Origin of the sequence: Achromobacter sp. HZ34, assembly GCF_002209485.1 — a bacterium.
Classification (GTDB): Bacteria; Pseudomonadota; Gammaproteobacteria; order Burkholderiales; family Burkholderiaceae_B; genus Bordetella_C.
In genome coordinates this window covers 172130-196501 of the sequence record NZ_NJIX01000004.1, presented here as the reverse complement: position 1 = coordinate 196501, position 24372 = coordinate 172130, and the positions used below count along the sequence as shown (strand labels likewise).

23 protein-coding genes are annotated in these 24372 nt (G+C 65.9%); 9 read left to right on the top strand and 14 right to left on the bottom strand.

All coding sequences use genetic code 11. From position 1 onward, the window contains the following. The first annotated feature begins 23 nt into the window (after positions 1–23). Together CEY05_RS17390 and leuA are read left to right on the top strand one after the other, a co-directional pair. On the top strand, positions 24–743 hold the full coding sequence (locus CEY05_RS17390; RefSeq protein ID WP_088596767.1) for a hypothetical protein: 720 nt from the start codon (positions 24–26) through the stop codon (positions 741–743). A gap of 565 nt (positions 744–1308) precedes the next feature. Beyond that, a complete protein-coding gene (gene leuA / locus CEY05_RS17385) occupies positions 1309–3024 on the top strand; it encodes a 2-isopropylmalate synthase (RefSeq protein ID WP_088596766.1) in 1716 nt (571 codons plus the stop codon). Positions 3025–3172: 148 nt separating this feature from the next. On the opposite strand, the gene CEY05_RS17380 is transcribed toward leuA, so the two are convergent. From CEY05_RS17380 to CEY05_RS17335, 10 genes are all read right to left on the bottom strand, one after another. Further along, positions 3173–4006 (bottom strand): carbohydrate ABC transporter permease, encoded by an 834-nt coding sequence (locus CEY05_RS17380; RefSeq protein WP_088596765.1) that lies wholly within the window; start codon positions 4004–4006, stop codon positions 3173–3175. 50 nt (positions 4007–4056) lie between these two features. Further along, on the bottom strand, positions 4057–4932 hold the full coding sequence (locus CEY05_RS17375) for a carbohydrate ABC transporter permease (RefSeq protein ID WP_088596764.1): 876 nt from the start codon (positions 4930–4932) through the stop codon (positions 4057–4059). A 22-nt stretch (positions 4933–4954) separates the two neighbouring features. Beyond that, complete coding sequence (locus tag CEY05_RS17370) at positions 4955–6250, bottom strand: ABC transporter substrate-binding protein (RefSeq protein ID WP_088596763.1); 1296 nt, start codon at positions 6248–6250, stop codon at positions 4955–4957. A gap of 97 nt (positions 6251–6347) precedes the next feature. After that, positions 6348–7475: an ABC transporter ATP-binding protein gene (locus tag CEY05_RS17365; RefSeq protein WP_088597628.1), complete on the bottom strand. Its 1128-nt coding sequence runs from the start codon at positions 7473–7475 to the stop codon at positions 6348–6350. A 104-nt stretch (positions 7476–7579) separates the two neighbouring features. Then, positions 7580–8407: a phosphodiesterase gene (locus CEY05_RS17360; RefSeq protein ID WP_088596762.1), complete on the bottom strand. Its 828-nt coding sequence runs from the start codon at positions 8405–8407 to the stop codon at positions 7580–7582. 118 nt (positions 8408–8525) lie between these two features. After that, the gene (locus CEY05_RS17355) at positions 8526–9518 is read right to left on the bottom strand and encodes an ABC transporter ATP-binding protein (protein WP_088596761.1); all 993 of its coding nucleotides are present in this window, start codon (positions 9516–9518) and stop codon (positions 8526–8528) included. Next, positions 9515–10384, bottom strand: coding sequence for an ABC transporter permease (locus tag CEY05_RS17350; protein ID WP_088597627.1), 870 nt, complete (start codon positions 10382–10384; stop codon positions 9515–9517). The genes CEY05_RS17355 and CEY05_RS17350 overlap by 4 nt, the downstream gene beginning before the upstream one ends. 17 nt (positions 10385–10401) lie before the next feature. Beyond that, the gene (locus tag CEY05_RS17345; RefSeq protein WP_088596760.1) at positions 10402–11244 is read right to left on the bottom strand and encodes an ABC transporter permease; all 843 of its coding nucleotides are present in this window, start codon (positions 11242–11244) and stop codon (positions 10402–10404) included. Between the two features lies 1 nt (position 11245). Beyond that, entirely contained in the window at positions 11246–12259 is a 1014-nt protein-coding gene (locus CEY05_RS17340; protein ID WP_088596759.1) for an ABC transporter substrate-binding protein, read from the bottom strand. Positions 12260–12273: 14 nt separating this feature from the next. Further along, positions 12274–13305 carry a LacI family DNA-binding transcriptional regulator gene (locus CEY05_RS17335; RefSeq protein WP_088597626.1) on the bottom strand — a complete coding sequence of 344 codons (1032 nt, stop codon included), beginning with the start codon at positions 13303–13305 and terminating at the stop codon, positions 12274–12276. Positions 13306–13591: 286 nt separating this feature from the next. Here CEY05_RS17335 and CEY05_RS17330 point away from each other — a divergent pair, with 286 nt between their 5' ends. Continuing rightward, positions 13592–14875: an amidase gene (locus CEY05_RS17330; protein ID WP_088596758.1), complete on the top strand. Its 1284-nt coding sequence runs from the start codon at positions 13592–13594 to the stop codon at positions 14873–14875. Between the two features lie 75 nt (positions 14876–14950). Here CEY05_RS17330 and CEY05_RS17325 read toward each other — a convergent pair whose 3' ends face one another. Together CEY05_RS17325 and CEY05_RS17320 are read right to left on the bottom strand one after the other, a co-directional pair. After that, positions 14951–15268: a hypothetical protein gene (locus CEY05_RS17325; RefSeq protein ID WP_088596757.1), complete on the bottom strand. Its 318-nt coding sequence runs from the start codon at positions 15266–15268 to the stop codon at positions 14951–14953. A gap of 105 nt (positions 15269–15373) precedes the next feature. Beyond that, positions 15374–15715, bottom strand: a complete 342-nt coding sequence (locus CEY05_RS17320) for a DUF1840 domain-containing protein (RefSeq protein ID WP_088596756.1) — start codon at positions 15713–15715, stop codon at positions 15374–15376. A gap of 274 nt (positions 15716–15989) precedes the next feature. Here CEY05_RS17320 and argS point away from each other — a divergent pair, with 274 nt between their 5' ends. From argS to CEY05_RS17305, 3 genes are all read left to right on the top strand, one after another. Then, positions 15990–17675 (top strand): arginine--tRNA ligase, encoded by a 1686-nt coding sequence (gene argS, locus CEY05_RS17315; RefSeq protein WP_088596755.1) that lies wholly within the window; start codon positions 15990–15992, stop codon positions 17673–17675. Positions 17676–17682: 7 nt separating this feature from the next. Then, positions 17683–18474 (top strand): SPOR domain-containing protein, encoded by a 792-nt coding sequence (locus CEY05_RS17310; RefSeq protein ID WP_088596754.1) that lies wholly within the window; start codon positions 17683–17685, stop codon positions 18472–18474. Between the two features lie 110 nt (positions 18475–18584). After that, positions 18585–19223, top strand: a complete 639-nt coding sequence (locus CEY05_RS17305; protein ID WP_088596753.1) for a thiol:disulfide interchange protein DsbA/DsbL — start codon at positions 18585–18587, stop codon at positions 19221–19223. 74 nt (positions 19224–19297) lie between these two features. Here the strand turns inward: CEY05_RS17305 and metC are convergent, their stop codons facing one another. Next, positions 19298–20494: a cystathionine beta-lyase gene (gene metC, locus CEY05_RS17300; RefSeq protein WP_088596752.1), complete on the bottom strand. Its 1197-nt coding sequence runs from the start codon at positions 20492–20494 to the stop codon at positions 19298–19300. A 154-nt stretch (positions 20495–20648) separates the two neighbouring features. Here metC and CEY05_RS17295 point away from each other — a divergent pair, with 154 nt between their 5' ends. Continuing rightward, positions 20649–21392 (top strand): LysE family translocator, encoded by a 744-nt coding sequence (locus tag CEY05_RS17295; RefSeq protein WP_088596751.1) that lies wholly within the window; start codon positions 20649–20651, stop codon positions 21390–21392. Positions 21393–21437: 45 nt separating this feature from the next. Here CEY05_RS17295 and CEY05_RS17290 read toward each other — a convergent pair whose 3' ends face one another. Beyond that, the gene (locus CEY05_RS17290; protein WP_088596750.1) at positions 21438–22496 is read right to left on the bottom strand and encodes an MBL fold metallo-hydrolase; all 1059 of its coding nucleotides are present in this window, start codon (positions 22494–22496) and stop codon (positions 21438–21440) included. 81 nt (positions 22497–22577) lie between these two features. On the opposite strand from CEY05_RS17290, the gene CEY05_RS17285 reads away from it, so the two are divergent. Next, positions 22578–22961: a MerR family DNA-binding transcriptional regulator gene (locus CEY05_RS17285; protein WP_088596749.1), complete on the top strand. Its 384-nt coding sequence runs from the start codon at positions 22578–22580 to the stop codon at positions 22959–22961. A gap of 219 nt (positions 22962–23180) precedes the next feature. Then, a complete protein-coding gene (locus tag CEY05_RS17280) occupies positions 23181–24359 on the top strand; it encodes an isovaleryl-CoA dehydrogenase (protein WP_088596748.1) in 1179 nt (392 codons plus the stop codon). Positions 24360–24372: the final 13 nt, after the last annotated feature.

Sequence of the window (24372 nt, the reverse complement as noted above, 5' to 3'; positions counted from 1 at the left end):
GAGTCATAGGTACAATATTTTGCATGAATCCCTCCTCCCCCGATCGCATCCGTCAGGACTGCCGTCTGATCCGTCAGACCTTGCTCAGACTGGCCACCCCCCGCCTGGTGCTGCGGGCCGTCGTCATCATAGTGGCAGCCGCCATCTGGCTCTACGGTGCCGGCCAGATTACCGACTTCGGGAAAACCATCAATTATGGGGCTTTGCAGCCGCTGGGACAGCAAAGCATAGATTTGTTGAACCGCATCAACCCTTATCTCTGGTGGGGGGTAGCGGCGATCTGGTTCCTGATCGTGTTCTTCATCGTGCGCGGTTGGCTGCGCGGCAACATCTACGCCGCGCGCGCCCGCGTGGTGCCGGCCGACACCTTCGCCGACCTGGTGCCGCAACTGTCAGACGAGGTGGTGGACGTGGTGCGCTGGTGCTGGGGCAGCCGCGACGAGCCCTTCACCGTTGGCGATCTGCAACGCGTGCTGAGCGAGACCCGCAGCGGCCGTATCGACAAGATCACCATGGTGCGCGAGCAGGAAGCCATGCTTGGACTGCCGCCCTTGCCCGGTACCGGCGGCCCCCTCCAGCGGGCGGATCTTCCGGTGCTGGACGAGCGTGACCGGCTGCCGCGTACCGGCGCCCGCGATTACCGTAGCGCTGAACGTAGCGACGTGCGCCAGGATCCCGTCCTGGACGACCGCCCGGCGGTCCGCGATCGCCACGTGGAGCCGCGCATCGGCCCGACCAAATAAGCGGATAGGTGGCTGGCGCGGCAGGCACCCCTGCGCAGCCGCCCCACAACCTGTCTACAAAGCCGCCTTGAAGCCCTGCTTCAAGGCGGCTTCGTTTTTGCGGCCGCCGCCCCTTTTTGGCCTGGCCGACTTGCGCCGGGCCGGATTTTATGTTCGACTAGCGGCTTACTTTATCGATCAGCCCATGGCCTACACGCGCACCTCCTTCGCGATGACTACCGGACGCAACAGCGCCCCGGCGGTCGGCGTGCGCGCTGATTCGTCCCTGACCACCGGCCTCTCGGCTGTGTCGGCATCCCAGTCCGCCCGCGGCAACACCGTTGCCGTGCGCGCGCTATCGCTAGCGCTAAACCTATCGATCGGTTGCCGGGCCTAGCGTCCCGTGGCAGTTCGGCAGCCCCCTCGCGCCACCACGTCTTCCCCTCGTCATTTTTCGTCTTCACTATTCGCCGGTTGATGCCGGCGTAGCCGTGTAGGAAGCTCATGCAGGCCCCCTCGTGCCGTGGCCCTGAGCACCGATCCGGCGGCGCCGCCGAACCGCGACCACCCATAAGGTGCACTCACCATGATGCTCGCCAACCCCGCCACCAAGTACGTACCGTTCGTCCCGTTCGCCAAGGAGTTCTCTGAACGCACCTGGCCCAGCCGCCGCATCACGCAGCCGCCGATCTGGATGAGTACCGACCTGCGCGACGGCAACCAGTCCCTGATCGAGCCGATGAGCGTGGAGCGCAAAGTGCGCTTCTTCGAACAGTTGGTGAAGATCGGCTTCAAGGAAATCGAGGTCGGCTTTCCGTCCGCATCGCAGACCGACTTCGACTTCGTGCGCAAGCTGATCGACGAAAAGCGCATCCCCCAGGACGTCACCATCATCGTGCTGACGCAGTCGCGTGAAGAGTTGATCACGCGCACCGCCGAAGCGGCCGCCGGCGCCCATCGCGCCATCATCCACCTGTACAACGCCGTGGCGCCGGCCTTCCGCAAGGTCGTGTTCAACATGACGCGCGAGCAGATCAAGGGTATCGCCACCAGCGGCACGGCCTTGATCAAGCAGGCCATGGCCAAGTATCCGCAGACGCAGTGGGCCTACCAGTACTCGCCTGAAGTGTTCAGCACCACCGAGCCCGACTTCGCGCTGGAAGTGGCCAACGCCGTCGCCGACGTGTGGCAGCCGACGCCGGAAAACAAGATGATCCTCAATCTGCCGGCGACGATCGAGGCGACCTCGCCCAATCTGTACGCCGACCAGATCGAATGGATGCACAAGAACCTGGCGCGCCGCGACAGCATCGTGCTGAGCGTGCACCCGCACAATGACCGCGGCACCGCCGTGGCCGCCGCCGAGTTCGCCGTCATGGCCGGCGCCGACCGCATCGAAGGCTGCCTGTTCGGCAGCGGCGAGCGCACCGGCAACGTCGACCTGGTGACCCTGGCCTTGAATCTCTACACGCAGGGCGTGCATCCGGGCCTGGATTTCTCCGACATCGACGAAGTGCGCCGTTGCGCGGAGTACTGCAACCAGTTGCCCGTGCATCCGCGCCACCCCTACGCCGGTGACCTGGTCTTCACGGCGTTCTCCGGTTCGCACCAGGACGCCATCAAGAAGGGCCTCGCCTTGCAAAAGGCCGACGCCGTCTGGGAAGTGCCTTACCTGCCCATCGATCCGGCCGACCTGGGCCGCAGCTATGACGCGGTGATCCGCGTCAACAGCCAGTCGGGCAAGGGCGGCGTGTCCTACCTCCTGGAACAGGAACATGGCCTGGCCTTGCCGCGCCGCCTGCAGATCGAATTCAGCCGCGCCATCCAGCGCGTGACCGACGAGACCGGCGCCGAAGTGACGGCCGACGCCGTGTACGGCATCTTCAAGAAGGAATACCTGGAGCAGCACACCCCGTGGAAGCTGATCCGCCACCGCATCGTGGGCGATCCCGGTGCCGGCGAAGGCCGAGACTTCCGTGTCGAGGCCGAGGTCGACGTAAACGGCGAACGCCGCACCATCGTCGGCGAAGGCAATGGCGCGATCTCGGCCTTCGTGGCTGCCCTGGGCATGCCGGTCAAGGTGATGGACTACCACGAGCACGCCATTGGCGCGGGCGCCGATACGCGCGCCGCCAGCTATGTGGAAGTGCGCGTGGGCGATGCGCCGACGGGCTTCGGCGTGGGTATCGACCGCGACATCGTGACCGCCTCGTTCCACGCCCTGCTCAGCGCCGTGAACCGCCACCTGAGCGCCAATCCGGACCAGGTCGCGGTGCCGGCGGACGAGGCCGTGTCGGCCTGAGGCCGCGCATCCGACGCTGTTCGCCCGACGGCTTCCTCGACCGAAGCCGCCGGGCTCCCGCTCCCGGCACGGCGATCCCGTGCGGGCAAGACGACAAAAGGGGCTGTTGCCGCCATACCCGCGGCAACGGCCCCTTTGTATTGCGCGGCTAGCGTATGCCGGCGCGCAGGAAGGATTGCACGAACTGCCGTTGGAACAGCAGGAAGGCCACCAGCAGGGGTGCCGCGGACAACAAGGTCGCGGCAGTGATGACCGACCAGTCTATGCCCTGGTCGGTCGACGAGAACACCTGCAGGCCCACCGTCAAAGGCCGCGCCTCCACCGAGTTGGTGATGATCAAGGGCCACAGGAAGTTGTTCCAGTGATAGCTGACCGACACCAGGCCATAGGCGATATAGGTCGGCTTGCCCAGCGGCACATAAACCTTCAGCAGCACCTGCAAGGCGCTGGCGCCTTCCACGCGGGCGGCTTCTTCGAGCTCCCGTGGAATCGTCTTGAACGTCTGGCGCAACAGGAAGATACCGAAAGCCGATGCGAAGTAGGGCAAGGCAATGGCGAATACCGTATCGCGCACACCCAGCCAGCTCATGGTGCGATAGTTCTCCACGATGAGAACGTCCGGCATCACCATCAACTGCAGCAGCACCAGCAGGAATAGAAACTCGCGGCCGCGGAATTCCAGCCGGGCGAAGGCATAGCCCGCCATGGTGGACAGCACCAGCTGCGCGACCAGCACCATCGTCACCAGCATGAAGGTGTTGAGGTAATAGCGGGGAAACGGCGCCGCATCCCAGGCCCGCGTGAAATTGTCCAGGGTCCAGGGCGCGAACAGGTCGAAGCGCGTTGCATAGGCTGCCGGATGCACGGCCGCCCACACCGCGTACAGCAGAGGCAGGATCCAGATGAGGCCCAGCAGCCAGGCGCCGATGGTGTCCAGCCACGCGCCGGCTTCACGCGGACCGCTGGTTGTCAGCCCACGCATGCCGCGTAAAGCCGGGGTGGCGTTGGGGGCGCGGGGTGGCACGCTCGCGTTCATTGGTAATGGGTCCTCTTGTCCAGCCAGCGGAACTTGATCGCCGCGATGATGCCCAGCACGGCCAGCAGCACCACAGTCAGCGTTGCGGCGTAGGCCGTGTCCCAGAAGCTGAAGCCGATCTGGTAGATGTAGAACAGCAGCAGCGTGCTGGCGTTATCGGGACCGCCGTGCGTCATCACCACCACGTGGTCGATCAGGCGGAAGGCGTTGATCAAGGCATTGATCAGGACGAACAGCGTGGTGGGCATCAGCAGCGGCCACAGCACGCGGCGGAAGTACTGCCAGCGCGACGCGCCTTCCAGCATCGCGGCCTCGCGCAACGACGGCGACACGCCCTGCAGCGCGGCCAGATAGAAGATCATGAAGAAGCCGGCTTCCTTCCACACCGATACGATCATCAGCGCGGGCAGCGCCGCTTCCTTGGTACCCAGCCAGTTCGGGCCCGGCAGGCCGAAGAACTGCAGGATCTGCGCCAGCAGGCCGTATTGCGGCGTGTAGAAGAACAGCCAGATATTGGCCACCGCCACCATGGGCAGAATGGTGGGCGTGAAATATGCCAGGCGCAGGAAGCCGCGTCCGGCCAGCCCGCGATTGACCCACAGGGCCATCAGCAGCGCGATGCCCACCGCCGTCGGCACGGTGCCCAGGGCGAACCACAGATTGTTGATCAGCGCGCGCCAGAACACGGGGTCCTGCAGCATGACCTGGTAGTTTTCCAGGCCGACGAATACCGCCGGCCGGCGACCCTTGGGCGTGGAGAAAAAGCTGTGCCACAGGGTCGCCAGCGCCGGATAGTGCGTGAACGCGACAAGCAGGACCATGGCCGGCAGCAACAGCAGCCAGGCGTACACGGTATTCAAGGTCCTGTTCATCGCGGGCCCGCCCCTTTCCGGTTTACTTGTACGAACGCAGGATGCGGTCCGACTCACGCTGGGCGTCGGTCAGCGCCTGCTGCGGCGTCTTGGCGCCGGTCAGGGCGGCCTGCAGGGCGTCGTTCAACACCTTGGTCACGCGCTGGTTCTCGTGCGTGGAGAATTCCGCCACGCTCACGTCCAACTGGTCGCGCGCCACGGCGGCGGCCGGCACTTCCTGCGCGTACTTTTTCATCTTGTCGGTCTGCCAGGCAGCCGGGGTCACGGCCACATAACCCGTGGCGATGCTCCAGTCGGCCGCGCGTTCCGGCGCGGTGGCCCAGCGCGCGAACTTCAGCGCCGCTTCCTGCTGCGCCGGTGTGGCGTTCTTGAAGACGTAGAAGTTGCCGCCGCCGGTGGGGCTGCCGCCGCGCTTCTGCTTGGGCATCATCGCCACGCCGAAGGGGAAGCTGGCGTTGCTGCGGATGTTGGTCAGGTTGCCGGTGGTGGTCCAGATGATGGCAGCCTTCTTTTCCAGGAAGTCCTTGGGCGTGGTGCCCCAATCGATGGTGCCGGTGGGCATGACGCCGTGCTTGGCGGCCAGGTCGCGCCAGAACTGCGCGGCTTCCACCACGGCGGGCTTGTCCAGCATGACCTGGTTACCCGCTTCGTTCATCAGGATGGCGTCATTGGGCGTGGTCAGTGCCTGGAACAGCCAGTAGGCGAAGCTGCCGCCCGACGGGATTTCCAGACCCCATTGCGTCACGTTGCCGGCGGCATCTTTCTTGGTGAGCTTCTTGGAAAACTCGACCAGTTCCTGCCAGGTGGCGGGCGCGTGCTCGGGATCCAGGCCCGCGTCCTTGAACATGGTCTTGTTGTAGTACATGACGATGGTGGAGCGCTGGAACGGCACACCCCACACGTGGCCGCCGCTGCGGCTGTTCTGCATGAAGGCATCGTAGAAGCCGCCCAGCCATTGCTTGCCGGCGTCATCCTTGGCCAGGCCGTCGATGGGCACGATGGCGTCCTCATCGATCAGCGTGAACATGTCGGTGGACAACAGCACGGCCAGCTGCGGCGGGTTACCGCCCTTGAGCGCGGTCAGTGCCTTGGCGATGGAGTCCTGGTAGGAACCCGCATATACGGGCTTGATCTTGATGCCGGCGTTTTCCTTTTCGAAAGCCGTCACCATGGTGTCGATGATCTTGGTGATGGGACCGCCCACCGCGACGGGATAGTAGAACTCGACCTCGACCGGCTTGTTCTGGGCGTAGGCGGGCAGGGACAGGAAGGCGCCGGCGGTCATCGCGGCCAAGCTTTTCAATACAGTGCGTCGCATGATGGGAGGATCTCGCTAATAGACAACAATCGGACAACGATCGGAACAGCAGTCGGAGGAAAGGGAGCTACTGATGAAAGAATGGCAAGCGCGGGCGTCAACCCGCTGCCAGCGCAAGCGCGCCGGCATCGAAGAAATGCTGGTGCTGCGTATCCCACTGTAGATGCAGGACCTCGCCCGGCGCCGCGTGCAGATGGCCGGTCACACGGACCGCGATGCCGCTGCTGGTGCCGATGGCGCAGGTGACGATGGAGTCGGCGCCGAAGTATTCGACGCCCTGCACCGTGGCGGCGTGGCCGGGACCCTGGCCCGGGCCGCGCTCCGCGTCATGACCTTGGCCTTGCCCTTGATGCGCGCTGCCGGCCGGGCGCACGGCCGGCGCCGCCAGGCGTATGTGTTCGGGACGCACGCCCAGCTTGCGGGCGGCGGCCGGCGCCTGCGGCACCGCCGGCCCGCTGGTGCCGGCGGGCACCATGGCGCCGCCCACGCTATCCAGCGTGATCAGGTTCATCGGCGGCGTGCCGATGAAGCGCGCGGCGAACTCGGTGGCAGGACGGGCATACAGGCGGTCCGGCGTATCGCATTGCTCGATCACGCCATTGCGCAACAACACCACCTGGTCGGCCATGCTCATGGCTTCGGTCTGGTCGTGCGTGACGTACACCATGGTCATGTTCAGCTGCTGCTGCAGGGCGCGGATCTCGCGCCGCATTTCGTGACGCAGCTGTGCGTCCAGGTTCGACAGCGGTTCGTCCATCAGGCACACGGGCGCTTCGGAGATCACCGCGCGGCCCAGGGCCACGCGCTGCTGCTGGCCACCGGATAATTGCGACGGCTTGCGGTCCAGCAGATGGCCCAGTCCCAGCAGGCCGGCAACGCGGTCGAGGCGGCGTTGGTAGTCGGCGGCCGGCTCCTTGCGCACCTTGAGGCCGAACAGGATGTTCTCGCGCACCGACAGGTGCGGGAACAAGGCATACGATTGAAAGACCATGGCCACGCGGCGCTTGGCCGGCGGCAGGTCGGTGACGTCGCGGCCGCCGATATGGATGCGGCCGGAGGTGGGCGTGTCCAGCCCGGCGATCATGCGCAAGGTGGTGGACTTGCCGCAACCCGAAGGGCCCAGCAACACCGTGAAGCTGCCCGCCGGCACGGTGAAGGCCACATTGCTGATGGCCGCCGCGTCGGCGTACTGCTTGGTCAGCTGGTCCAGAACTATCGCGGCCATGTCCCCTCGCTGTGCTTGTTTTTCATGGCTATTGTGCGGGTAAATGAAATCCTTTTCATTGTGCGGTGCGAACATGACGGAATCATGGCACCGTCCCCGCTACTTCACTCGTCGATCAACGCGCCGTCCTCGTGGAAAGGATAGGGACCGGCGTAGTCGCCGATGAACGCCACATGGCTGACCAGCGCGCCATTACGCCATTCATGCAGATGGAAGCCGGGCGGCTCCATGACGAAGGCCGACGGACCATCCGGCCGCAGGTCCAGGGCCACCTGGTGCGCCGGGCTGGAGCAGGTCGACGCGATGGTGCCCGCGAAACGGCGAAAAATGCTGCGGTGCAGATGGCCGCACATGATGCGTTCGACGTTGCCGTGGCGGCTGACGATGTCCGCCAACCCTTCGGTGCCGGCCAACAGGCCGATGGCATCCATATGCGCGATGCCGGTTTCGAAAGGCGGATGATGCATGACGATCACGGTGGGACGTCGCGGCTGTTCAGCCAGGCGGTCCGCCAGCCAGGCCAGGCGCTGCTCGCACAGCGAACCGTGGCTTTGCCGCGGCACCACCGTGTCCAGCGCCAGCACGCGCACGGGGAACTCTTCCACCGTGTATTGCATGAAGCCGTCCACATCCGCGCCCGCCAGATAGGCGTGATCGGCGAAGACTTCGCGCAGCATGGCGCGGTCATCGTGATTGCCAGGCAACAGCACATAGGGCATGCGCAGGGCGTCCAGCATCTTCTTCAGGTGGGCGTATTCGGCGGGCCGGCCGAAGTCGGTCAGGTCGCCGCTGATCACCACCAGGTCAGGCAGGGGATCGAGGCGGTTCAAGGCCTGCACGGCCGGCGGCAGGTAGGCGTCGGTTTCGACGATGCGGTAGGCCTTTTGTCCGGGCAGGCGGATGTGCAGGTCGGTAATCTGGGCGATCAGCATGAGAGTCCTGATGAATGCAGCACAAGAGGGAAAGTCGGTGAAACGGCATCGATGCCGCGGCCCGGCGAGCCGCAAGCCCGGTCGATGCAAGGGGCAGCGGGCGCGCAGCCAGCGTGCGTCAGCCTGGCAGGGGCCGCGTCAGCCGCAGCGACACGGCCTCGCCCACGCGGTGGGAACTGGCGGCGGGCAGGATCACGGGAAAGGCCTGGCCATCGTCCAGCTGCAGTTGCAGGCGCAAGGTGGTGCCCAGGAAGAAACGCGCGGTAATACGGGCCTGCAGCGCGGACGGCAGCGCCGGCAGCAGTTCCACTTCGTGCGGACGAAAGCCGATGACCTGGTCGCCGCTCGCCACCACGCCATGCTCCAGCCGCGCGCGCACCTTGCACAGCGTGCCCAGGAACTCGCCGACGAAGGGCGTGGCAGGCTGCCGGTACAGTGTCTCGGCATCGCCCACCTGTTCCAGGCGGCCGGCCGACATCACGGCGATGCGATCGCCCAGCATCATGGCCTCGTCCTGGTCGTGCGTGACGATGACGGTGGTGATGTGCAAGTTACGCAGCATCTGCGCCAGTTCCACGCGCAGGTGTTCGCGCAGCTTCGCATCCAGCGCGGTGAGCGGTTCATCCAGCAGCAGCACGCGCGGCTCGATCGCCAACGCGCGCGCCAGTGCCACGCGTTGGCGCTGGCCGCCGGACAGCTGGGAGATACGGCGGTCGGCCAGGGCCTCCATCCGCACCAGCCCCAGCATGTAGCTCACGCGCTCCGCCTGATCCGGCTTGGGCATCTTGCGGATGCGCAGGCCGTAGGCGACGTTCTGGGCCACGGTCATGTTGGGAAACAGCGCGTAGTTCTGGAACACCACGCCGACGCCGCGCGCCTCGGCCGGCTGCGCACTGACGTCCTCGTCGTCGAACAGGATGCGCGTGCCGGCATCGGCGCTTTCCAGGCCGCAGATCAGGCGCAGCAGCGTGGTCTTGCCACAGCCTGACGGCCCCAGCAGGGCCAGCGTGCGGCCGCCTTCGATGCGCAGGTCCATGGGATGCAGCGCTTGCGTGCCGTCAGGCCAGGTCTTGGCGCATTGTTCGAGGGTGATGGTGACGGGATGCTTCATGAAGAATGTCTCGAAGAGCCGGTGCGCGCGGCCAGCCATTGCAGGCCCAGCAGCAATGGCAGCAGCATCAGCAGGAAAACCAGGGTGTAGGCCGAAGCCACTTCCAGCCGCATCGATGCGTAGCTGTCGGCCAGGCCCACGGGCAGGGTTTGCGTCAATGGCGTATGCAGCAGCCAGGTCAGATTGAATTCGCCAACCGACAACGTCAGTACGGTCAAGGCGCCGGTAAGAATGCCCGGCGCCGCATTGGGCACGACGATGTGCAGGAAGCGATGCAGGCGGGAAGCGCCCAGCGTGGCGGCCGCTTCGTCCAGCACCGCCAGGCCACCCATGGCCATGCTGGCCGCGGCCGCGCGCACCATGAAGGGCAGGGTGAACAGCACGTGGCCGATGACGATGAACGCCACGCTGCTGCGCAGATTGCCCACGGTGCCCCAGGACACGATCAAGGCCAGCGCGGTGGCCAGGCCGGGCACGGCCACCGGCAGGGTCAGCAATTCCTCGAAGGCGCGCGCCACGCGGCCGCGCTTGAGTTGCAGCGCCCATGCCGCCGGCACGCCCACCAGCAGGCAGACCGCCAGCGTCGCCACGGCGATACCCAGCGAGCGCCAGATGGTGGTGGCGTACAGATCCCATACCTGCGCCACCCAGCGCAGCGTCAGGCCGCTGGACAGGCCGACGAAGTAGTTTTTGGTCAGGCCCGCCAGGATGGACAGCACCACGGGCCCGATGAGGAAAGTCGCGACCGCCAGCGTGGCGGCCAGGCCCAGGCGGAACTCCAGCTTGCCGGCGGCGGACCGTGCCGTCGCGGGACGCGTTGCGGGGGGAGACGAAGACGAAGAAGGCAAAGAGGAAGGTAAGGACATGGAGGTGGATAGCCCCATCAAGCACCGGCGCCCGCGCGCGCGCCGCCCAGCGTATGCGCGGCATACAGCACGACCCAGGTCACCAGGCCAAGCACCACCGACAATGCGGCGGCCACGGGGATGTTGGCGTAGTTGGTGAACTCGTTATAGATGGTGGTGGGCAACACGTCGATCTGCGTTCCCAGCGTGAACACCGTGCCGAAGGCGCCCATGCTGGTGGCGAAGCACATCGCGCCGGCCGCCATCAGCGCCGGGGCCAGGGCCGGCAACTCAACGTCGATGAAGCGCCGCGTGGCGCTGGCACCCAGCGTGCGGGCCGCTTCCAGCAAACCCTGGTCGAGCTGCTGCGCGGCCGCCGTCACCATGCCTATGGTGCGCGGCAATGAAAAATACAGATAGCCAAGGAATAATCCCGCCATGCCGTAGGCGAACACCAGCGGCGAGCCCGTCAGCGCCCGCGTCGCGCTGGCCAGCAGGCCCTGGCGCCCGGCCACCAGGATGACCAGGAAGCCGACGACCACACCGGGAAAAGCCAGGGGAAACATCAGCAGGCCCACCAGCAGGCCGCGTCCGAAAAAGCGGGGATGACGCGCCAGGAAGCGTCCCACCGGCAACGCCATCGCCAGCGTGGCCAACGTCGCCGCCAGCGACAGCAGGGTGGTGTTCAACATGCTGCGCCAGTACTGCGCGTGGGTCAGCACGATCCAATAGGCCGAAGGTGCCGAGGACGCCGGGGTCGTCCCGTCACCCCCCCGGCCGTCGAAACCCATCAGCGCCAGCCGCGCCATGGGCAACAGCCAGAAAGCCACGAAGAGCGCCGCGGCCGGCGCCGCGAATCCGATCCAGCCGCGACGGCTCATGTCAGTTCACTTCCTTGCCGTACTGCTCGGAGAAAGCACGCTGCACTTCGGCCATCTTGCCGTAGTCCACCGCGGTGGCGCGGGCATAGTCCGCCGCCGGCAGGAATTTCTTCTGTGCTTCGGGCGACACGGCATTGGCGCGGATGGGCCGCAGGAAAGCATTGGCCCAGATGGCCTGGCCTTCGTCGGACAGCGTGAAGTCCAGCACCTTCTTGCCGTTGGCTTCGTGCGGTGCATTGGCCACCAAGCTCATCACGTAAGGCACGGCGATGGTGCCTTCGGACGGGATGACGAACTGGACGTTGGCGCCGTCCTTGTACTTGGCGCGATAGGCGTTGAAGTCGTAGTCGATGAGGATGGGGATTTCACCCGACAGCACGCGCGCATAGGCGGTCTGCTTGGGCACGATGGGCTCGTTGGCGCGCATCTTCTTGAACCAGTCCAGGCCCGGACCGAAGTTGTCCAGCGTGCCGCCCAAGGCCTGGTTGATGGCCACGGCGCCGACGTAGCCGACGAAGGCCGACGCGGGATCCAGGTAGCCGACCATGCCGCGGTACTCAGGCTTGAGCAGGTCCTTCCAGGACGTGGGCACCGGCTTGCCGTGCAGGGCATCGACGTTGACCATCAGACCCAACGTGCCCGAATGGATGGCGAACCACTTGCCGTTGGGGTCTTTCATGCCGGCGGGGATGTCGTCCCAGTGGGCTGGCTTGTAGGCCTGGATCAGGGTGTCCTTGTCGGCCTGGATGCCGAAGGTCACGCCGTAGTAGACGACGTCGGCCACCGGTTTGGCGCGCTCGGCGGCCATCGACGCCAGGGCCTGGCCCGAGTTCTTGTTGTCGCCGGGCACCTGGATACCGGTCTTGTCCTTGATGGCCTTGAGCTCGGTGGCCCAGTCGGCCCATTCGGGGGGACAGTTATAGCAGACGGCGGTCTGCTGGGCCTGCGTGGCACCGGCGGCCAGGCCCAGCGCCAGGATGGCGCTGCGCAGCACATGAGGGAGAGAACGGAACATGAGAGGATTCCTCTTCAGGAAGCAACGGAAGTGGCGGCGGCAATGGTGCCGCCGGAAATCAGGCGATGCGCCAACCGCACTGACGGCGGCGTCTCGCCCTGCAAGCAGGCCAGCAGGCTGGCGCACGCACGCGCGCCGATGTCATGGCTGGGTTGTTCGATGGTGGTCAGCGGCGGCACCATCAGGCTGGCGAAGGTCATGCCGTCGAAACCGCACACCGAAATGTCGGCGGGTACGGCCAGGCCCAGGCCACGCAGGCAGGAGATGACCGAAGCGGCCAGCAGGTCGTTGGAACAGAACAGCGCGGTCGGCGCCTCGGCCCCCTTACCCGCAGCCAGCAGTTCACGCAATTTTTCGCTGTCGGCCGCGGTATGCGAGTCCATGGGCAGATGCAGCACTTCTTCCAGCCCCAGCTTGCGCGCCTGGCTGCGCGCGCCCGCCAGGCGGCGGCGCGCGCGATCCGACGCGGTCAGGGGGCCGCTGACGATGGCGATGCGGCGATGTCCGCGCGCGGCCAGCAGGCTCACCATGTCGCTGGCGGCGGCGGCGTTGTCCACCGACACGAAGGGATGCGTGGACGATTCGTTATAGGCCAGCACATAAGGCAGGTCGTGGCTGGCCAGCAGGCGCAGCGTGGCGCTGCGCGCGGGATTACCCAGCGTCAGGATGAGGCCGTCGACCTGATGGTCGATCAGGCTTTGCACGGCATCGGCCTCGGTGGCCGGCGCATAACGGGTCGAGGCCACCATGACGCTGTAGCCATGCGCATGGGCGTATTGCTCGGCACCTTCGAAACATTCACCGAATACGGGATTGCGCAGGGTCGGCAGCACCAGGCCCAGCGTGCGCGTGCTGCCCGAACGCAGGCTGCTGCCTACGCGGTTGGGCCGAAAACCGTGCTCGCGGGAGACGGCCTTGATGCGCTGCAACGTGTCCGGTTTCAGCAGATCGGGACGATTGAAGGCGCGCGACACGGTGGCGGGAGAAACGCCGGCGTCGCGGGCAATATCGATGATCGAGAGACGTTGCGAGGTTTTTTGCGGCACGCCGGACACCCGTGGCTATAAGCTTCTGCTGAAAACGTTTTCAACATGACGGCACTTTAGGGGGATCATGTGACAGAGGCATTGCAGGCCCATGGGTTACGCTGCGCGGGCTCGGACCCGGCAATTTCATGTGCGCTGCAACAGCAGCTCTTGGGGGATACACGGATTCGGTATATGGGCAGGACTGGCACAATGGTTGCTGCGAAGAAAAATATCAGCGGCAGTCCAATGCCCGACCGCCGTGCCTGGATCGGCCGGCGGCTTTGTTTTTGGGGAAGGTTTTTGTATGGCAATCGTTCTGAATCACTTGAGCGCAGTGGAGGCTGCTCGACTGCTGCAACGCCGTGAGCTTACGGCCGCGCAACTGTTGCGGGCTTGTTTTGCGCGCATCGAGCAGCGCGAAGACACCGTGCACGCATGGGCGGCGCTGGACAAGGATGCCGCCCTGGCCCATGCCGAGGCGCTCGACAATGGCCCGATACGCGGTCCGCTGCACGGCCTGCCTTTCGGCGTCAAGGACCTGATGGATACCAGCGACCTGCCGACCACTTATGGCTCGTCGATCTACAAGGATCACCGGCCCGCGGCGGACGCGGCAGTCGTGGCGTTGTGCCGCGAGGCCGGCGCCCTGGTGGCCGGCAAGACGGTGACCACGGAATTCGCCACCTACAAGACCCCCGTCACGCGCAATCCGGTCGATCCCGCGTACACGCCCGGCGGTTCATCGAGCGGCTCGGCCGCGGCGGTGGCTGATTTCATGGTGCCCTTCGCCCTGGGCACGCAGACCGCGGCTTCCATCGTGCGGCCCGCGTCCTATTGCGGTGTGGTCGGCTTCAAGCCCACGTTCGGCGTGGTGCCGCGCGACGGCATCAAGCCGGTGGCCGCGTCACTGGATACCGTGGGCTGCTTCGCCCGCACGGTGCCTGACATCGGTCTGGTGGCCTCGGTGCTGATGCGCAATCCGGAATTGCAGAAGCTGGAATTCAACGGCAAGCCGCGCATCGGCATGTACCGCACCCTGCAATGGCGCCACGTCCTGCCGGAAACCAAGGAAGCCTACGCCCAGGCCGCCGATGTGCTGGCGCGCGCCGGCGCCATCGTGCGCGACGTGGAGCTGCCGCCGGACTACTGCTCGCTGGTGCAGCTGCAATCCGACGTCATGGCCTATGAGGCCTGCCACGCGCTGGCGCACGAACGCAGCGGGTTCGAGGGGCAGATGAGCCCGCGCCTGCTGGACCTGCTGGATGCGGGAGCCGGCATTTCGGACGAGGACTATCGGGCCAAGCTGGCGCTCGCGGCCGAGCGCTATGAGCGCGCCAACGGCTGGTTCGAAGAATTTGATGTTTTGTTGACGCCCAGCGTCGCCGGCGAAGCGCCCCTGGCCGATCTCGGCACCGGCGACCCCTTGTTCGGCCGTGTCTGGACCATGTTCGGGGTTCCTTGCGTGCACCTGCCTTTCGCGCAGGGTCCGCATGGCCTGCCGGTCGGCTTGCAGGCGATCGGCAGACGCGGCGACGATCACAAGACGCTGAGCATCGGCGCGTGGATACATGAACGCCTGACGCGTTGACCGAGCGTAAGGGGGTAAGAGGCTAAGTCAGGCCTCGATCCCACATTCACGCATCGATCATGTCCTCATGGACACTCAATAACCGACCGACAATCCCGGCAAATCCACCGTGATGCGCGGCTTGCCCAGCGCCAGCGCGGTCTGGCGCGCATATTCGCCGGCGCGCGACTGATCGCTGGACAGCACCGCGTAACCCAGGGCATCCGCCACGCCCATGATCTTGTCCAGCAACAGGACCTTGCCGCTCGGCCGCAGCGGTTCGCAGCCCAAGGCGGTCCAGGTCTGTTCGAACCACTCTCGCGCCTCGGTCGCCAGCGCCGGGGTGGGCTCCACCTGGACGGTCAGGTCCAGGCTCTGGCGAGGGGTGAAAATCAGCGTCAGGTCGCAGCGCATGTGGATCTCCCGGAATGGGGTGGTAAAGCGTTCTTGCAATGCGGCAGTACGGCGATGCGCCCATCCGGCGGCCCGGCCGGGCTGCCGTGGCGACCAGATCAAGCGTTACCAGGGCGATGCGGCTTCCCAGGAAAGCGTGGCGCCCTTGGCCAGGGATTTCTTCATGAGGTCCAGCAAGGGATAGGCGCGCTGCTGCAGGCCCACGGGCCTGGACACGGGATGCACCGGCGGCTTGTCGTCATCATCGTCCTCTTCCTTGACCGCGGGAGCCTGGACGATGGCTTTCTCGATGCCGTCGATGGCAGCCTGGAGCTGTTCGGGCGTGAATACACCGCGCTCGGGAAAGGATTCGGGCAAGGATTTGCCGGCGGCGCGCAGCAGCGGACCGGCGTGCTCGGACAACATCAGGACTTCCGAACCGGCTTTCGAGCGAAACGTGATCAGCATGGCATATCCAGAAAAGGGGCCGCGTGCGCGGCGACGTTGAACAACACTACCCCAAGCCGGCGAGCCTGCCAACCCGCACGCCCTGTTATCATCCTGGGTACCCAGGAAAGGGGCCCAGGTGCGTCCTGACCCAGCCGATGGCGATATGTCCCCCAGGGCCGCGCGCCCTGCCCGATGACAGTCCGTCAGCCGCTTTGCCGGCGTGACGCCCGCCTCGGCCCGGATCCGCGCCTGCCGCCTTCCTTTTGATATCTTTCATTCTTTCCGAGTCCCCATGCTCCCCGAGCAACAACAACAGCTTGTCTCCCTGATTCAATCCGCCGTCGCAAGCCTGCTGCCCGACGTACAGCCCAATATCCTGCTGGAACGTCCCAAGGTCGCCGCGCACGGGGATGTGGCGACCAATGTCGCCATGCAGGTGGCCAAGCCGGCGCGGCGCAATCCGCGTGAGCTGGCCCAGTCCATCGTCGACGCGCTGCTGGCCGATCCGGCCGCGCGCGCGCTGATCGACAGCGCTGAAGTGGCGGGCCCCGGTTTCATCAACCTGCGCTACACCGCCGCCGCCCGCCAGGCCGTGCTGGCCGCCGTGGCCGCCCAGGGCACCGACTACGGCCGCGCCCCGCGCAATGGCGAAAAGGTCCTGGTCGAGTTCGTCTCCGCCAATCCCACCGGCCCGCTGCACGTGGGCCATGCGCGCCAGGCCGCGCTGGGCGACGCCATCTGCCGCCTGTATGACGCCAGCGGCCATGACGTGCTGCGCGAGTTCTATTACAACGACGCCGGCAACCAGATCCACAACCTGGCCATCAGCGTGCAGGCGCGCGCCCGCGGCATCGGCCCGGATGACGCCCGCTACCCGGCCGACGGCTACAAGGGCGACTACATCGCCGACATCGCGCGCGACTACCTCGACGGCAAGGCCGTGCGCGCCACCGACGGTACCGAGACGGTCGGTTCGGGCCAGATCGACAACCTGGACGACATCCGCATCTATGCCGTGGCCTATCTGCGCCGCGAGCAGGACCTGGACCTGCAGGCGTTCGACCTGAAGTTCGACAATTACTTCCTGGAAAGCTCGCTGTATACCTCCGGCCGCGTCGAGCAGACCGTGGACAAGCTGGTTGCCGCCGGCCATACCTATGAGCTGGATGGCGCGCTGTGGCTGCGCACCACCGAACTGGGCACCGGCGACGACAAAGACCGCGTCATGCGCAAGAGCGAAGGCGGCTACACCTACTTCGTGCCGGACGTGGCCTATCACGTCACCAAGTGGGAACGCGGCTACCATCGCGCGGTCAACATCCAGGGCAGCGATCACCACGGCACGGTGGCGCGCGTGCGCGCCGGCCTGCAGGCCCTGGAAATCGGCATCCCCAAGGACTATCCGGCCTATGTGCTGCACAAGATGGTCAAGGTGATGCGCGGCGGCGAAGAGGTCAAGATCTCCAAGCGGGCAGGCAGCTACGTGACCATGCGCGACCTGATCGACTGGGTCGGCCGCGATGCCGTGCGCTACTTCCTGATCCAGCGTCGCGCCGATACCGAATTCGTCTTCGACGTCGACCTGGCACGCTCGCAAAGCGACGAGAACCCGGTCTACTACATCCAGTACGCGCACGCCCGTATCTGCACGATGGTGGGACAGTCCGGCGAAAGCGCCGAAGCCATCGCCCAGGCCGATGCGGCGCGCCTGACGGCGCCGTCGGAATTCGCGCTGATGCAGCGCCTGGCCGAGCTGCCCCAGGTGGTGAAGCTGGCGGCCCAGGAACTGGCACCGCATCACATCGCCTTCTGGCTGCGTGATTGCGCCGCCGATTTCCATGCCTGGTACAACGCCGAGCGCGTGCTGGTCGACGATGTAGAACTGAAGCGTGCCCGCCTGAAACTGGCGGCGACCACGCGCCAGGTGTTGGCCAACGGCCTGGCCCTGCTGGGTGTATCGGCACCCGAGCGCATGTAGAGCCCAGATGGCCACCAGACGCAAACCCGCCGGCAAACCCGCCGCAAAACGTAAATCCGAACGCGGCAGTACCCTCTACGGTGTGCTCGCCGGGCTGTTGATCGGCCTGGTAGTGGCCGCCGGCGTGGCGTTCTACGTCACCCGCGCGCCGGTGCCGTTCGTCGACCGCGCCACCCGCGAGGCCGACCAGAAGTCCCTGCCGGACGTACGTACCGCCCCCGATCCCAATGTGGGCCTGTATGGCCGCGACGGCGCGGCGGGTACGGCGCCCAGCGGGCCGACGGCCACCACGCCGGCGCCCGCGCCTGGCGCCCAGTCCAATCCACGCGCCGCGCCGGCGCAGAATCCGGACGACCTGGGCGCCTTGATCGCCACCCTGCCGTCCAACGATACGCTGGCGGCACGCAGCGGGGCGGGGCCGTCGACAGCACAATCGGCAGAGAAAGCGGCGGACAAGCCCCGTGACAAGCCCGCGGACAAACCGGCCGCCGAGAAACCCGCGGCCAAGCCGCCCGCCGCCGTGGCCAGCGCTGCGCCCACCGCCAGCAGCAAGGACGCCAAGACCGGCAAGGACACCTACTTCCTGCAGGCGGGGGCCTACCGCAGTTCGGACGAAGCCGAGGCCATGAAGGCGCGCATCATCATGCTGGGCCTGCCGGTGGCCGTGCAGCGCGCCGAGGTCAATGGCAAGCCCCTGAACCGCGTGCGAGTCGGCCCTTTCAGCAAGCTGGACGACATGAATCGCGCCCGCGCCCGCCTGGGCGAAAGCAAAATCGAAGTGGCGGTCATGCGCCAATGAACGAACCCTGGCCGCGCCGTGCCGCGGCCAGGAACTCCGGCAGCGATCCATGGTCTGATTCGTGGTCTACTCCCTGCTGATCTGATTCAACTCCCCGGAACCCAACCGACATGACCAAATTGCTCACCCGCCTGCTGGCAGTCTCCGCCCTTGCGGCCACCACGCTGTTTGCTCCCCTCAGCCACGCCCAGGGCGCCCCGGGCGCCCAGGCCTATGTGCTGGTCAACCCGCCCTTGCCGTCGGACACCCCGGGGAAGATCGAGGTGCTGGAGTTCTTTGCTTATAGCTGCCCGCACTGCAACGCCATGGAGCCCATGGTGCTGGACTGGGTCAAGAAAGCGCCCTCGGACGTGGTGCTCAAGCAGGTGCCGGTGGCTTTCAACGCCGCCATGAAGCCGATGCAGCAACTTTTCTACACGCTGGAAGCGCTGGGCCGTTCGGACCTGCATCCCAAGTTCTTCGCCGCGCTGCATGTCGATCACAAGCGCCTGTATGACAAGAAGGCGATTGGCGACTGGGCCGCCGAACAGGGCGTGGATCGCGCCAAGTTCGATTCGGTCTTCGATTCGTTCACGGTGGGCACGGAAGTGCAACGCGCGAATCAGCTGGCCGAGGCTTACCACATCGACGGCACGCCCTCGTTCGGCGTGGGCGGCAAGTTCCTGACCTCACCGGTGCTGGCCGGCAACAGCTACGAAGGCGCCTTGGCCGAAGTGGACAAGCTGATCCCGATGGCGCGCGGTAAATAGACGGACCGGGCTGAAGGAAAAAATAAGGCGCACCGTGGTGCGCCTTATTTTTTTCCAGGACCGCGGCGGCCGGCTCAGCCTTGGGCGGCGTCGAGGGCTTGCGCCAGGTCGGCGATGATGTCCTCCGGCGCTTCCAGGCCGATATGCAGACGCACCAGCGCGGCATTGTCGTCGCTCCAGTACCGATGCGACTTCAGCGTGCCGGCATCGACCAGCTGCACGAGACTTTCATAGCCGCCCCAGGAGAAGCCGATGCCGAACAGCCGCAGGGCTTCGACGAAGCGGCGCGACTGGGCCGGCGACAACTTCAGGGCCACCGCCAGCATGCCGTTCGATCCGGTGCAATCACGTTGCCACAAAGCGTGGCCGGGGTCGGACGGCCATGCGGGATGGTAGATGCGCGCCACTTCCGCGCGCGCTTGCAGCCACGTGCAGACCTGCAAGGCGTGGCGCGCGTGCTGCGCCATGCGCACGGGCAGCGTGCGCACGCCGCGCAGGGCCAGCCAGGCGTCATCGGCGCTGATGGAATAGCCCATGGCGTACTGGGTTTTGTTCAGGCGCAGGCCGATCTCCGCATCGCTGGCCACTACCGCGCCCAGCATCAGGTCGGAGTGCCCGCCAACGTACTTGGTGCCGGCCACCACGGACACGTGCGCGCCTAGCTTCAACGGCTGGTAGATGTAGCCCGAGCCCCAGGTGTTATCCACCGCCAGCACCAGCTTGTGGCGCTGTGCCTGGCGCGCCAGCGCCGGCAGGTCCAGCATCTCGAACAACAGCGAGCCGGGCGACTCCACATACAGCAGCTTCGTATTGGGCCGCACCAGGCTGTCGATCTCTTCGCGGTTGGGCGCGAAATACGTGATCTCTATCCCCATGCGGCGCAGCACTTCCGTGTCGAGCAGGCGCACGGGGCCATAGACGTTGTCCGAGACCAGCGCGTGGTCGCCGGCCGACAGGAAGGTCATGAAGGTCAGGGTGATGGCGGACAGGCCCGACGGCGCCAGGAAGGCCTGCTCGCCGCCTTCGAGCTGCTTGAACGCCTCTTCCAGCGCGATATGGGTGTCCATGCCCATGCGGCCGTAGGTCACCGCGCGCTCGCCCATGCCTTTGCGCCGCTGCGCGTCCTCCAGGGCCGACAGGTCGCGGAAGCGCACCGTGCTGGTCCGCATCGAAGGCAGGGCCACGGGCGCCGAACCGGTGGCCGGATCGAAGTCGGCCGTACCGACGTGTTGCAACAGCGTTTGAAGATGCTTGGAAGACGATGCAGTCATGGCGTTTCTGTAGCGGATTTATAGGGCGTTATAACGGCGAGGCACGGACTCGGGCACGTACCAGGCACCTATAGTACCCAGTGATCGCGGCCACGGCCAAAAGCGGCGGCCATGGCGTGGATACCGCCGGCTCTGCGGCTATCATCGCGTCACCATGCCTGATACCCATACCCTGCTCAGCTTCTTCGGCATCGCGGTGCTGCTCGCGCTTACGCCCGGCCCTGACAATCTGTTCGTCCTGATGCAGTCGGCCCTGTGGGGTCGACGCGCCGGACTGCTGGTGGTGCTGGGCCTGTGCACCGGCCTGGTGGGGCATACGGCCGCGGTGGCCGCGGGCTTGGCGGCCTTGCTGGCTGCATGGCCGACCGCACTGGTCGTGTTGCGCCTGTGCGGCGCGGCTTATCTGCTGTATCTGGCCTGGCAGATCCTGCGTTCTGTGGTGCGTTCAGTGCTGCGGCCGCACATGGGCAACGGGACGAATGCCGGGACCGCGGCAAATGCCGACGCCGGGACGGTCGCCACGAGGCAGGACATCCCCGCGGACAGGACGAAGACCCAGGCCCCCGCCAACGCGCCGGCACCGACGAGGCCGGCCAGCGCCGGGGCCTTGTACCGGCGCGGCATCATCATGAATCTCACCAATCCCAAGGTGGTGCTGTTCTTCCTGGCCTTCCTGCCGCAATTCACCGTGCCGGCAGCGGGGCCGGCAGCGCCGCAGATCGTGCTGCTGGGCGTGCTGTTCATGCTGGCCACGCTGCTGGTGTTCAGCGCCATCGCCATCTGCTCGGGCGCGGCCGGCGCGATGCTGCAGCGGTCTCCCACCGCCAGGCGCGCGCTGGACGTATGCGCGGGCGTGGTGTTCCTGGGATTGGCGCTGCGGCTGGCCTTCAGCCGATGACGATGACGAGGGCGACGCTGAGCGCCTGCCCCTGAGCGCCTGCCCTTATGCCACGGCCTGGAAGCGCACGATGCCATCGGCGTCGGTGCGCCGGGTCAGCTTGCCCTGGTAGTACAGCATGTGCAGATGCGCCAGGGCCTCGCCCATGGCGAACGTCATCTGGTGCAGATCCAGCGCGCGCTTGAACATGATGGGCACGATGTCCGCCGTGCTGCATGGCTGCGCGCAAGCTTGCAGCACTTCCGCCAGGCGGTCCGCGTGATGGCGCCGTTGCTGGGCGATGCGTTCATGCAGCCCCTTGAAAGGACGGCCGTGCGAAGGCAGTACCAGGGTCGATTCCGGCACGTCCGCGTAGCCGTCCAGGGAATCCAGATAGCGCTGCAAGCCATTGCCATCCGGCTCATAGTCGAACACGCTGACGTTGGTCGAAATGCGCGGCAGCACCATGTCGCCGGTGATGACCACGCCGATCTGCTCGCAGTAGAACGACGCATGCTCCGGCGCATGGCCATAGCCCACGATCACGCGCCAGTCGCGTCCGCCGATGCGCACCTGGTCGCCATGCATGATGCGGGTGAACCTTTCGGGTACCGACGGCACCAGGTCGGGGTAATAGCCGACGCGCTCGCGCAGCTTTTCCAGCGACGCGGGATCGGTCATGCCGTGGCGCGAGAAGTGCGCCACTGCCCCCTCGCCACCCGCGCCCGACCCGTGCGAACGCGACCACAGGCAAGCCAGGGCATAGTCCGTCATCGTCATCCACAGCGGCGCGTTCCAGCGCTTGCACAGCCAATCGGCCAGGCCCACATGGTCCGGATGCATATGCGTGACCAGCACGCGCAGGACAGGCAGGCCGTCCAGGGCGTTCTCGAAAACCTGTTCCCACAACGCCTTGACGTTATCGCGGCTGACGCCGCAATCGACCACGGTCCAACCCGCGCGCCCGTCGATCTGGTCGCGCAGCAGCCACAAGTTGATGTGGTCCAGGGCGAAGGGCAAGGGCATGCGGACCCAGCGCACCCCGTCGGCTACGTCTATCGCGGTGCCGGGCTGCGGCAGATCGTCGCCCCAGGGATAACTCAGCTTGTGCTCATCGGGATTCATGCCCGCGGTCTCCAGGTTGTCGGGCGCCGCGCTTGACGTCCTCTGCGGACCATCATAAGTTACGTTTACGTAAGCTGCCAAATGCCCATGACCACATCCTGGACCATCTCGGAACTCGCGCGCGAATTCGACATCACGCCGCGCACCATCCGCTTCTATGAAGACCAGGGCATCGTCAGCCCTGCCCGCGACGGCCGCAATCGCGTCTACAGCACGCGCGACCGCGCCCGCCTGAAGCTGGCCCTACGGGGCAAGCGCCTGGGCCTGCTGCTGGCGGAAATACGCACGCTGATCGATATGTACGACGGTCCCGGCGACACCACGCCGCAGTTGCGCGAATACCTGGGCATCCTGCAGCGCCATCGCGAACAGCTGGAGGGCCAGCGGCGCGACATCGACGACACCCTCGCCGAAATCGCCACGCAGGAGATAGCCTGCCGCGACCTGCTGGACGGACAGGCCTGAGCGACGCTGAAACAAGGGTTTTCGGCCACTTGATATTACGTTTACGTAAACGTAATATAGTCCTCGATTTATGCACTGCAGCATTGCCGCCGCTCACGGCGTGGCGCATCATGCCAGCCGGTCGGCCAGATTTTGAATGAGACCCCATCACCACCGTCGCCCGGCGCGACGCGGCACCGCTGGCTTCAGACCGGCGGGCGGATCTTCGGAGACAGGCACATGGACCTTCCTGGTTTGAATTTCGATCTGGGCGCCGACCTGGACATGCTGCGCGACGCCCTGCGCCATTTCGCCCAGGCGGAAATCGCCCCGCGCGCCGCGGAAATCGACCGCAGCGACCAATTCCCGATGGACCTGTGGCGCAAGTTCGGCGACCTGGGCGTGCTGGGCATGACGGTGTCCGAGGAATATGGCGGCACTGCCATGGGCTACCTGGCCCACATGATCGCCATGGAAGAAATCTCGCGTGCCAGCGCGTCGGTGGGCCTGTCCTATGGCGCCCATTCCAACCTGTGCGTCAACCAGATCCACCGCAACGGCACCGCCGCGCAGAAAGCCCGCTATCTGCCCAAGCTGGTGTCCGGTGAATACATTGGCGCGCTGGCCATGAGCGAGCCGGGCGCCGGTTCCGACGTGGTCAGCATGCGTCTGCGCGCCGAGAAAAAAGGCGACCGCTACGTGCTGAACGGCAACAAGATGTGGATCACCAACGGCCCCGACGCCGATGTCCTGGTGGTCTATGCCAAGACCGATCCGCAAGCGCATCAGCGCGGCATTACCGCCTTCCTGGTGGAAAAGGATTTCCCCGGTTTCTCCGTCGCGCAAAAGCTGGACAAGCTGGGCATGCGCGGCAGCCATACCGGCGAACTGGTCTTCCAGGACTGCGAAGTGCCGGCAGAAAACGTGCTGGGCGAAGTCAACGGCGGCGTCAAGGTGCTGATGAGCGGCCTGGACTACGAGCGCGCGGTCCTCGCTGGCGGCCCGCTGGGCATCATGCAGGCGGTGATGGACGTGGTGGTTCCCTATATCCACGAACGCAAGCAGTTCGGCCAGGCCATCGGCGAATTCCAGCTGATCCAGGGCAAGGTGGCCGATCTCTACACCACGCTGCAGGCCAGCCGCGCCTTCTGCTACGCCGTCGGCCGCAACCTGGACCGCCTGGGTAGCGGCCACGTGCGCCAGGTGCGCAAGGATTGCGCAGCCCTCATCCTGTATACCGCTGAAAAAGCCACCTGGATGGCCGGGGAGAGCGTACAAATCCTGGGCGGGAATGGTTACATCAACGAATTCCCCACCGGCCGCTTGTGGCGCGATGCGAAACTATACGAAATCGGCGCCGGCACCAGTGAAATCCGCCGCATGCTGATCGGCCGCGAACTGTTCAACGAAACCGCTTAGTCAGGAGTCCATC

Coding starts and splice junctions, on each gene's coding strand:
- CEY05_RS17360 (WP_088596762.1), bottom strand. CDS start 8,407: ATGCTGATCGCCCAGATTACCGACCTGCACATCCGCCTGCCCGGACAA.
- CEY05_RS17370 (WP_088596763.1), bottom strand. CDS start 6,250: ATGCGACGCACTGTATTGAAAAGCTTGGCCGCGATGACCGCCGGCGCC.
- CEY05_RS17320 (WP_088596756.1), bottom strand. CDS start 15,715: ATGCTGATCACGTTTCGCTCGAAAGCCGGTTCGGAAGTCCTGATGTTG.
- CEY05_RS17355 (WP_088596761.1), bottom strand. CDS start 9,518: ATGAAGCATCCCGTCACCATCACCCTCGAACAATGCGCCAAGACCTGG.
- metC (WP_088596752.1), bottom strand. CDS start 20,494: ATGACTGCATCGTCTTCCAAGCATCTTCAAACGCTGTTGCAACACGTC.
- argS (WP_088596755.1), top strand. CDS start 15,990: ATGCTCCCCGAGCAACAACAACAGCTTGTCTCCCTGATTCAATCCGCC.
- leuA (WP_088596766.1), top strand. CDS start 1,309: ATGATGCTCGCCAACCCCGCCACCAAGTACGTACCGTTCGTCCCGTTC.
- CEY05_RS17380 (WP_088596765.1), bottom strand. CDS start 4,006: ATGCGTGGGCTGACAACCAGCGGTCCGCGTGAAGCCGGCGCGTGGCTG.
- CEY05_RS17390 (WP_088596767.1), top strand. CDS start 24: ATGAATCCCTCCTCCCCCGATCGCATCCGTCAGGACTGCCGTCTGATC.
- CEY05_RS17350 (WP_088597627.1), bottom strand. CDS start 10,384: ATGTCCTTACCTTCCTCTTTGCCTTCTTCGTCTTCGTCTCCCCCCGCA.
- CEY05_RS17310 (WP_088596754.1), top strand. CDS start 17,683: ATGGCCACCAGACGCAAACCCGCCGGCAAACCCGCCGCAAAACGTAAA.
- CEY05_RS17325 (WP_088596757.1), bottom strand. CDS start 15,268: ATGCGCTGCGACCTGACGCTGATTTTCACCCCTCGCCAGAGCCTGGAC.
- CEY05_RS17285 (WP_088596749.1), top strand. CDS start 22,578: ATGCCCATGACCACATCCTGGACCATCTCGGAACTCGCGCGCGAATTC.
- CEY05_RS17375 (WP_088596764.1), bottom strand. CDS start 4,932: ATGAACAGGACCTTGAATACCGTGTACGCCTGGCTGCTGTTGCTGCCG.
- CEY05_RS17365 (WP_088597628.1), bottom strand. CDS start 7,475: ATGGCCGCGATAGTTCTGGACCAGCTGACCAAGCAGTACGCCGACGCG.
- CEY05_RS17340 (WP_088596759.1), bottom strand. CDS start 12,259: ATGTTCCGTTCTCTCCCTCATGTGCTGCGCAGCGCCATCCTGGCGCTG.
- CEY05_RS17295 (WP_088596751.1), top strand. CDS start 20,649: ATGCCTGATACCCATACCCTGCTCAGCTTCTTCGGCATCGCGGTGCTG.
- CEY05_RS17345 (WP_088596760.1), bottom strand. CDS start 11,244: ATGAGCCGTCGCGGCTGGATCGGATTCGCGGCGCCGGCCGCGGCGCTC.
- CEY05_RS17290 (WP_088596750.1), bottom strand. CDS start 22,496: ATGAATCCCGATGAGCACAAGCTGAGTTATCCCTGGGGCGACGATCTG.
- CEY05_RS17280 (WP_088596748.1), top strand. CDS start 23,181: ATGGACCTTCCTGGTTTGAATTTCGATCTGGGCGCCGACCTGGACATG.
- CEY05_RS17330 (WP_088596758.1), top strand. CDS start 13,592: ATGGCAATCGTTCTGAATCACTTGAGCGCAGTGGAGGCTGCTCGACTG.
- CEY05_RS17305 (WP_088596753.1), top strand. CDS start 18,585: ATGACCAAATTGCTCACCCGCCTGCTGGCAGTCTCCGCCCTTGCGGCC.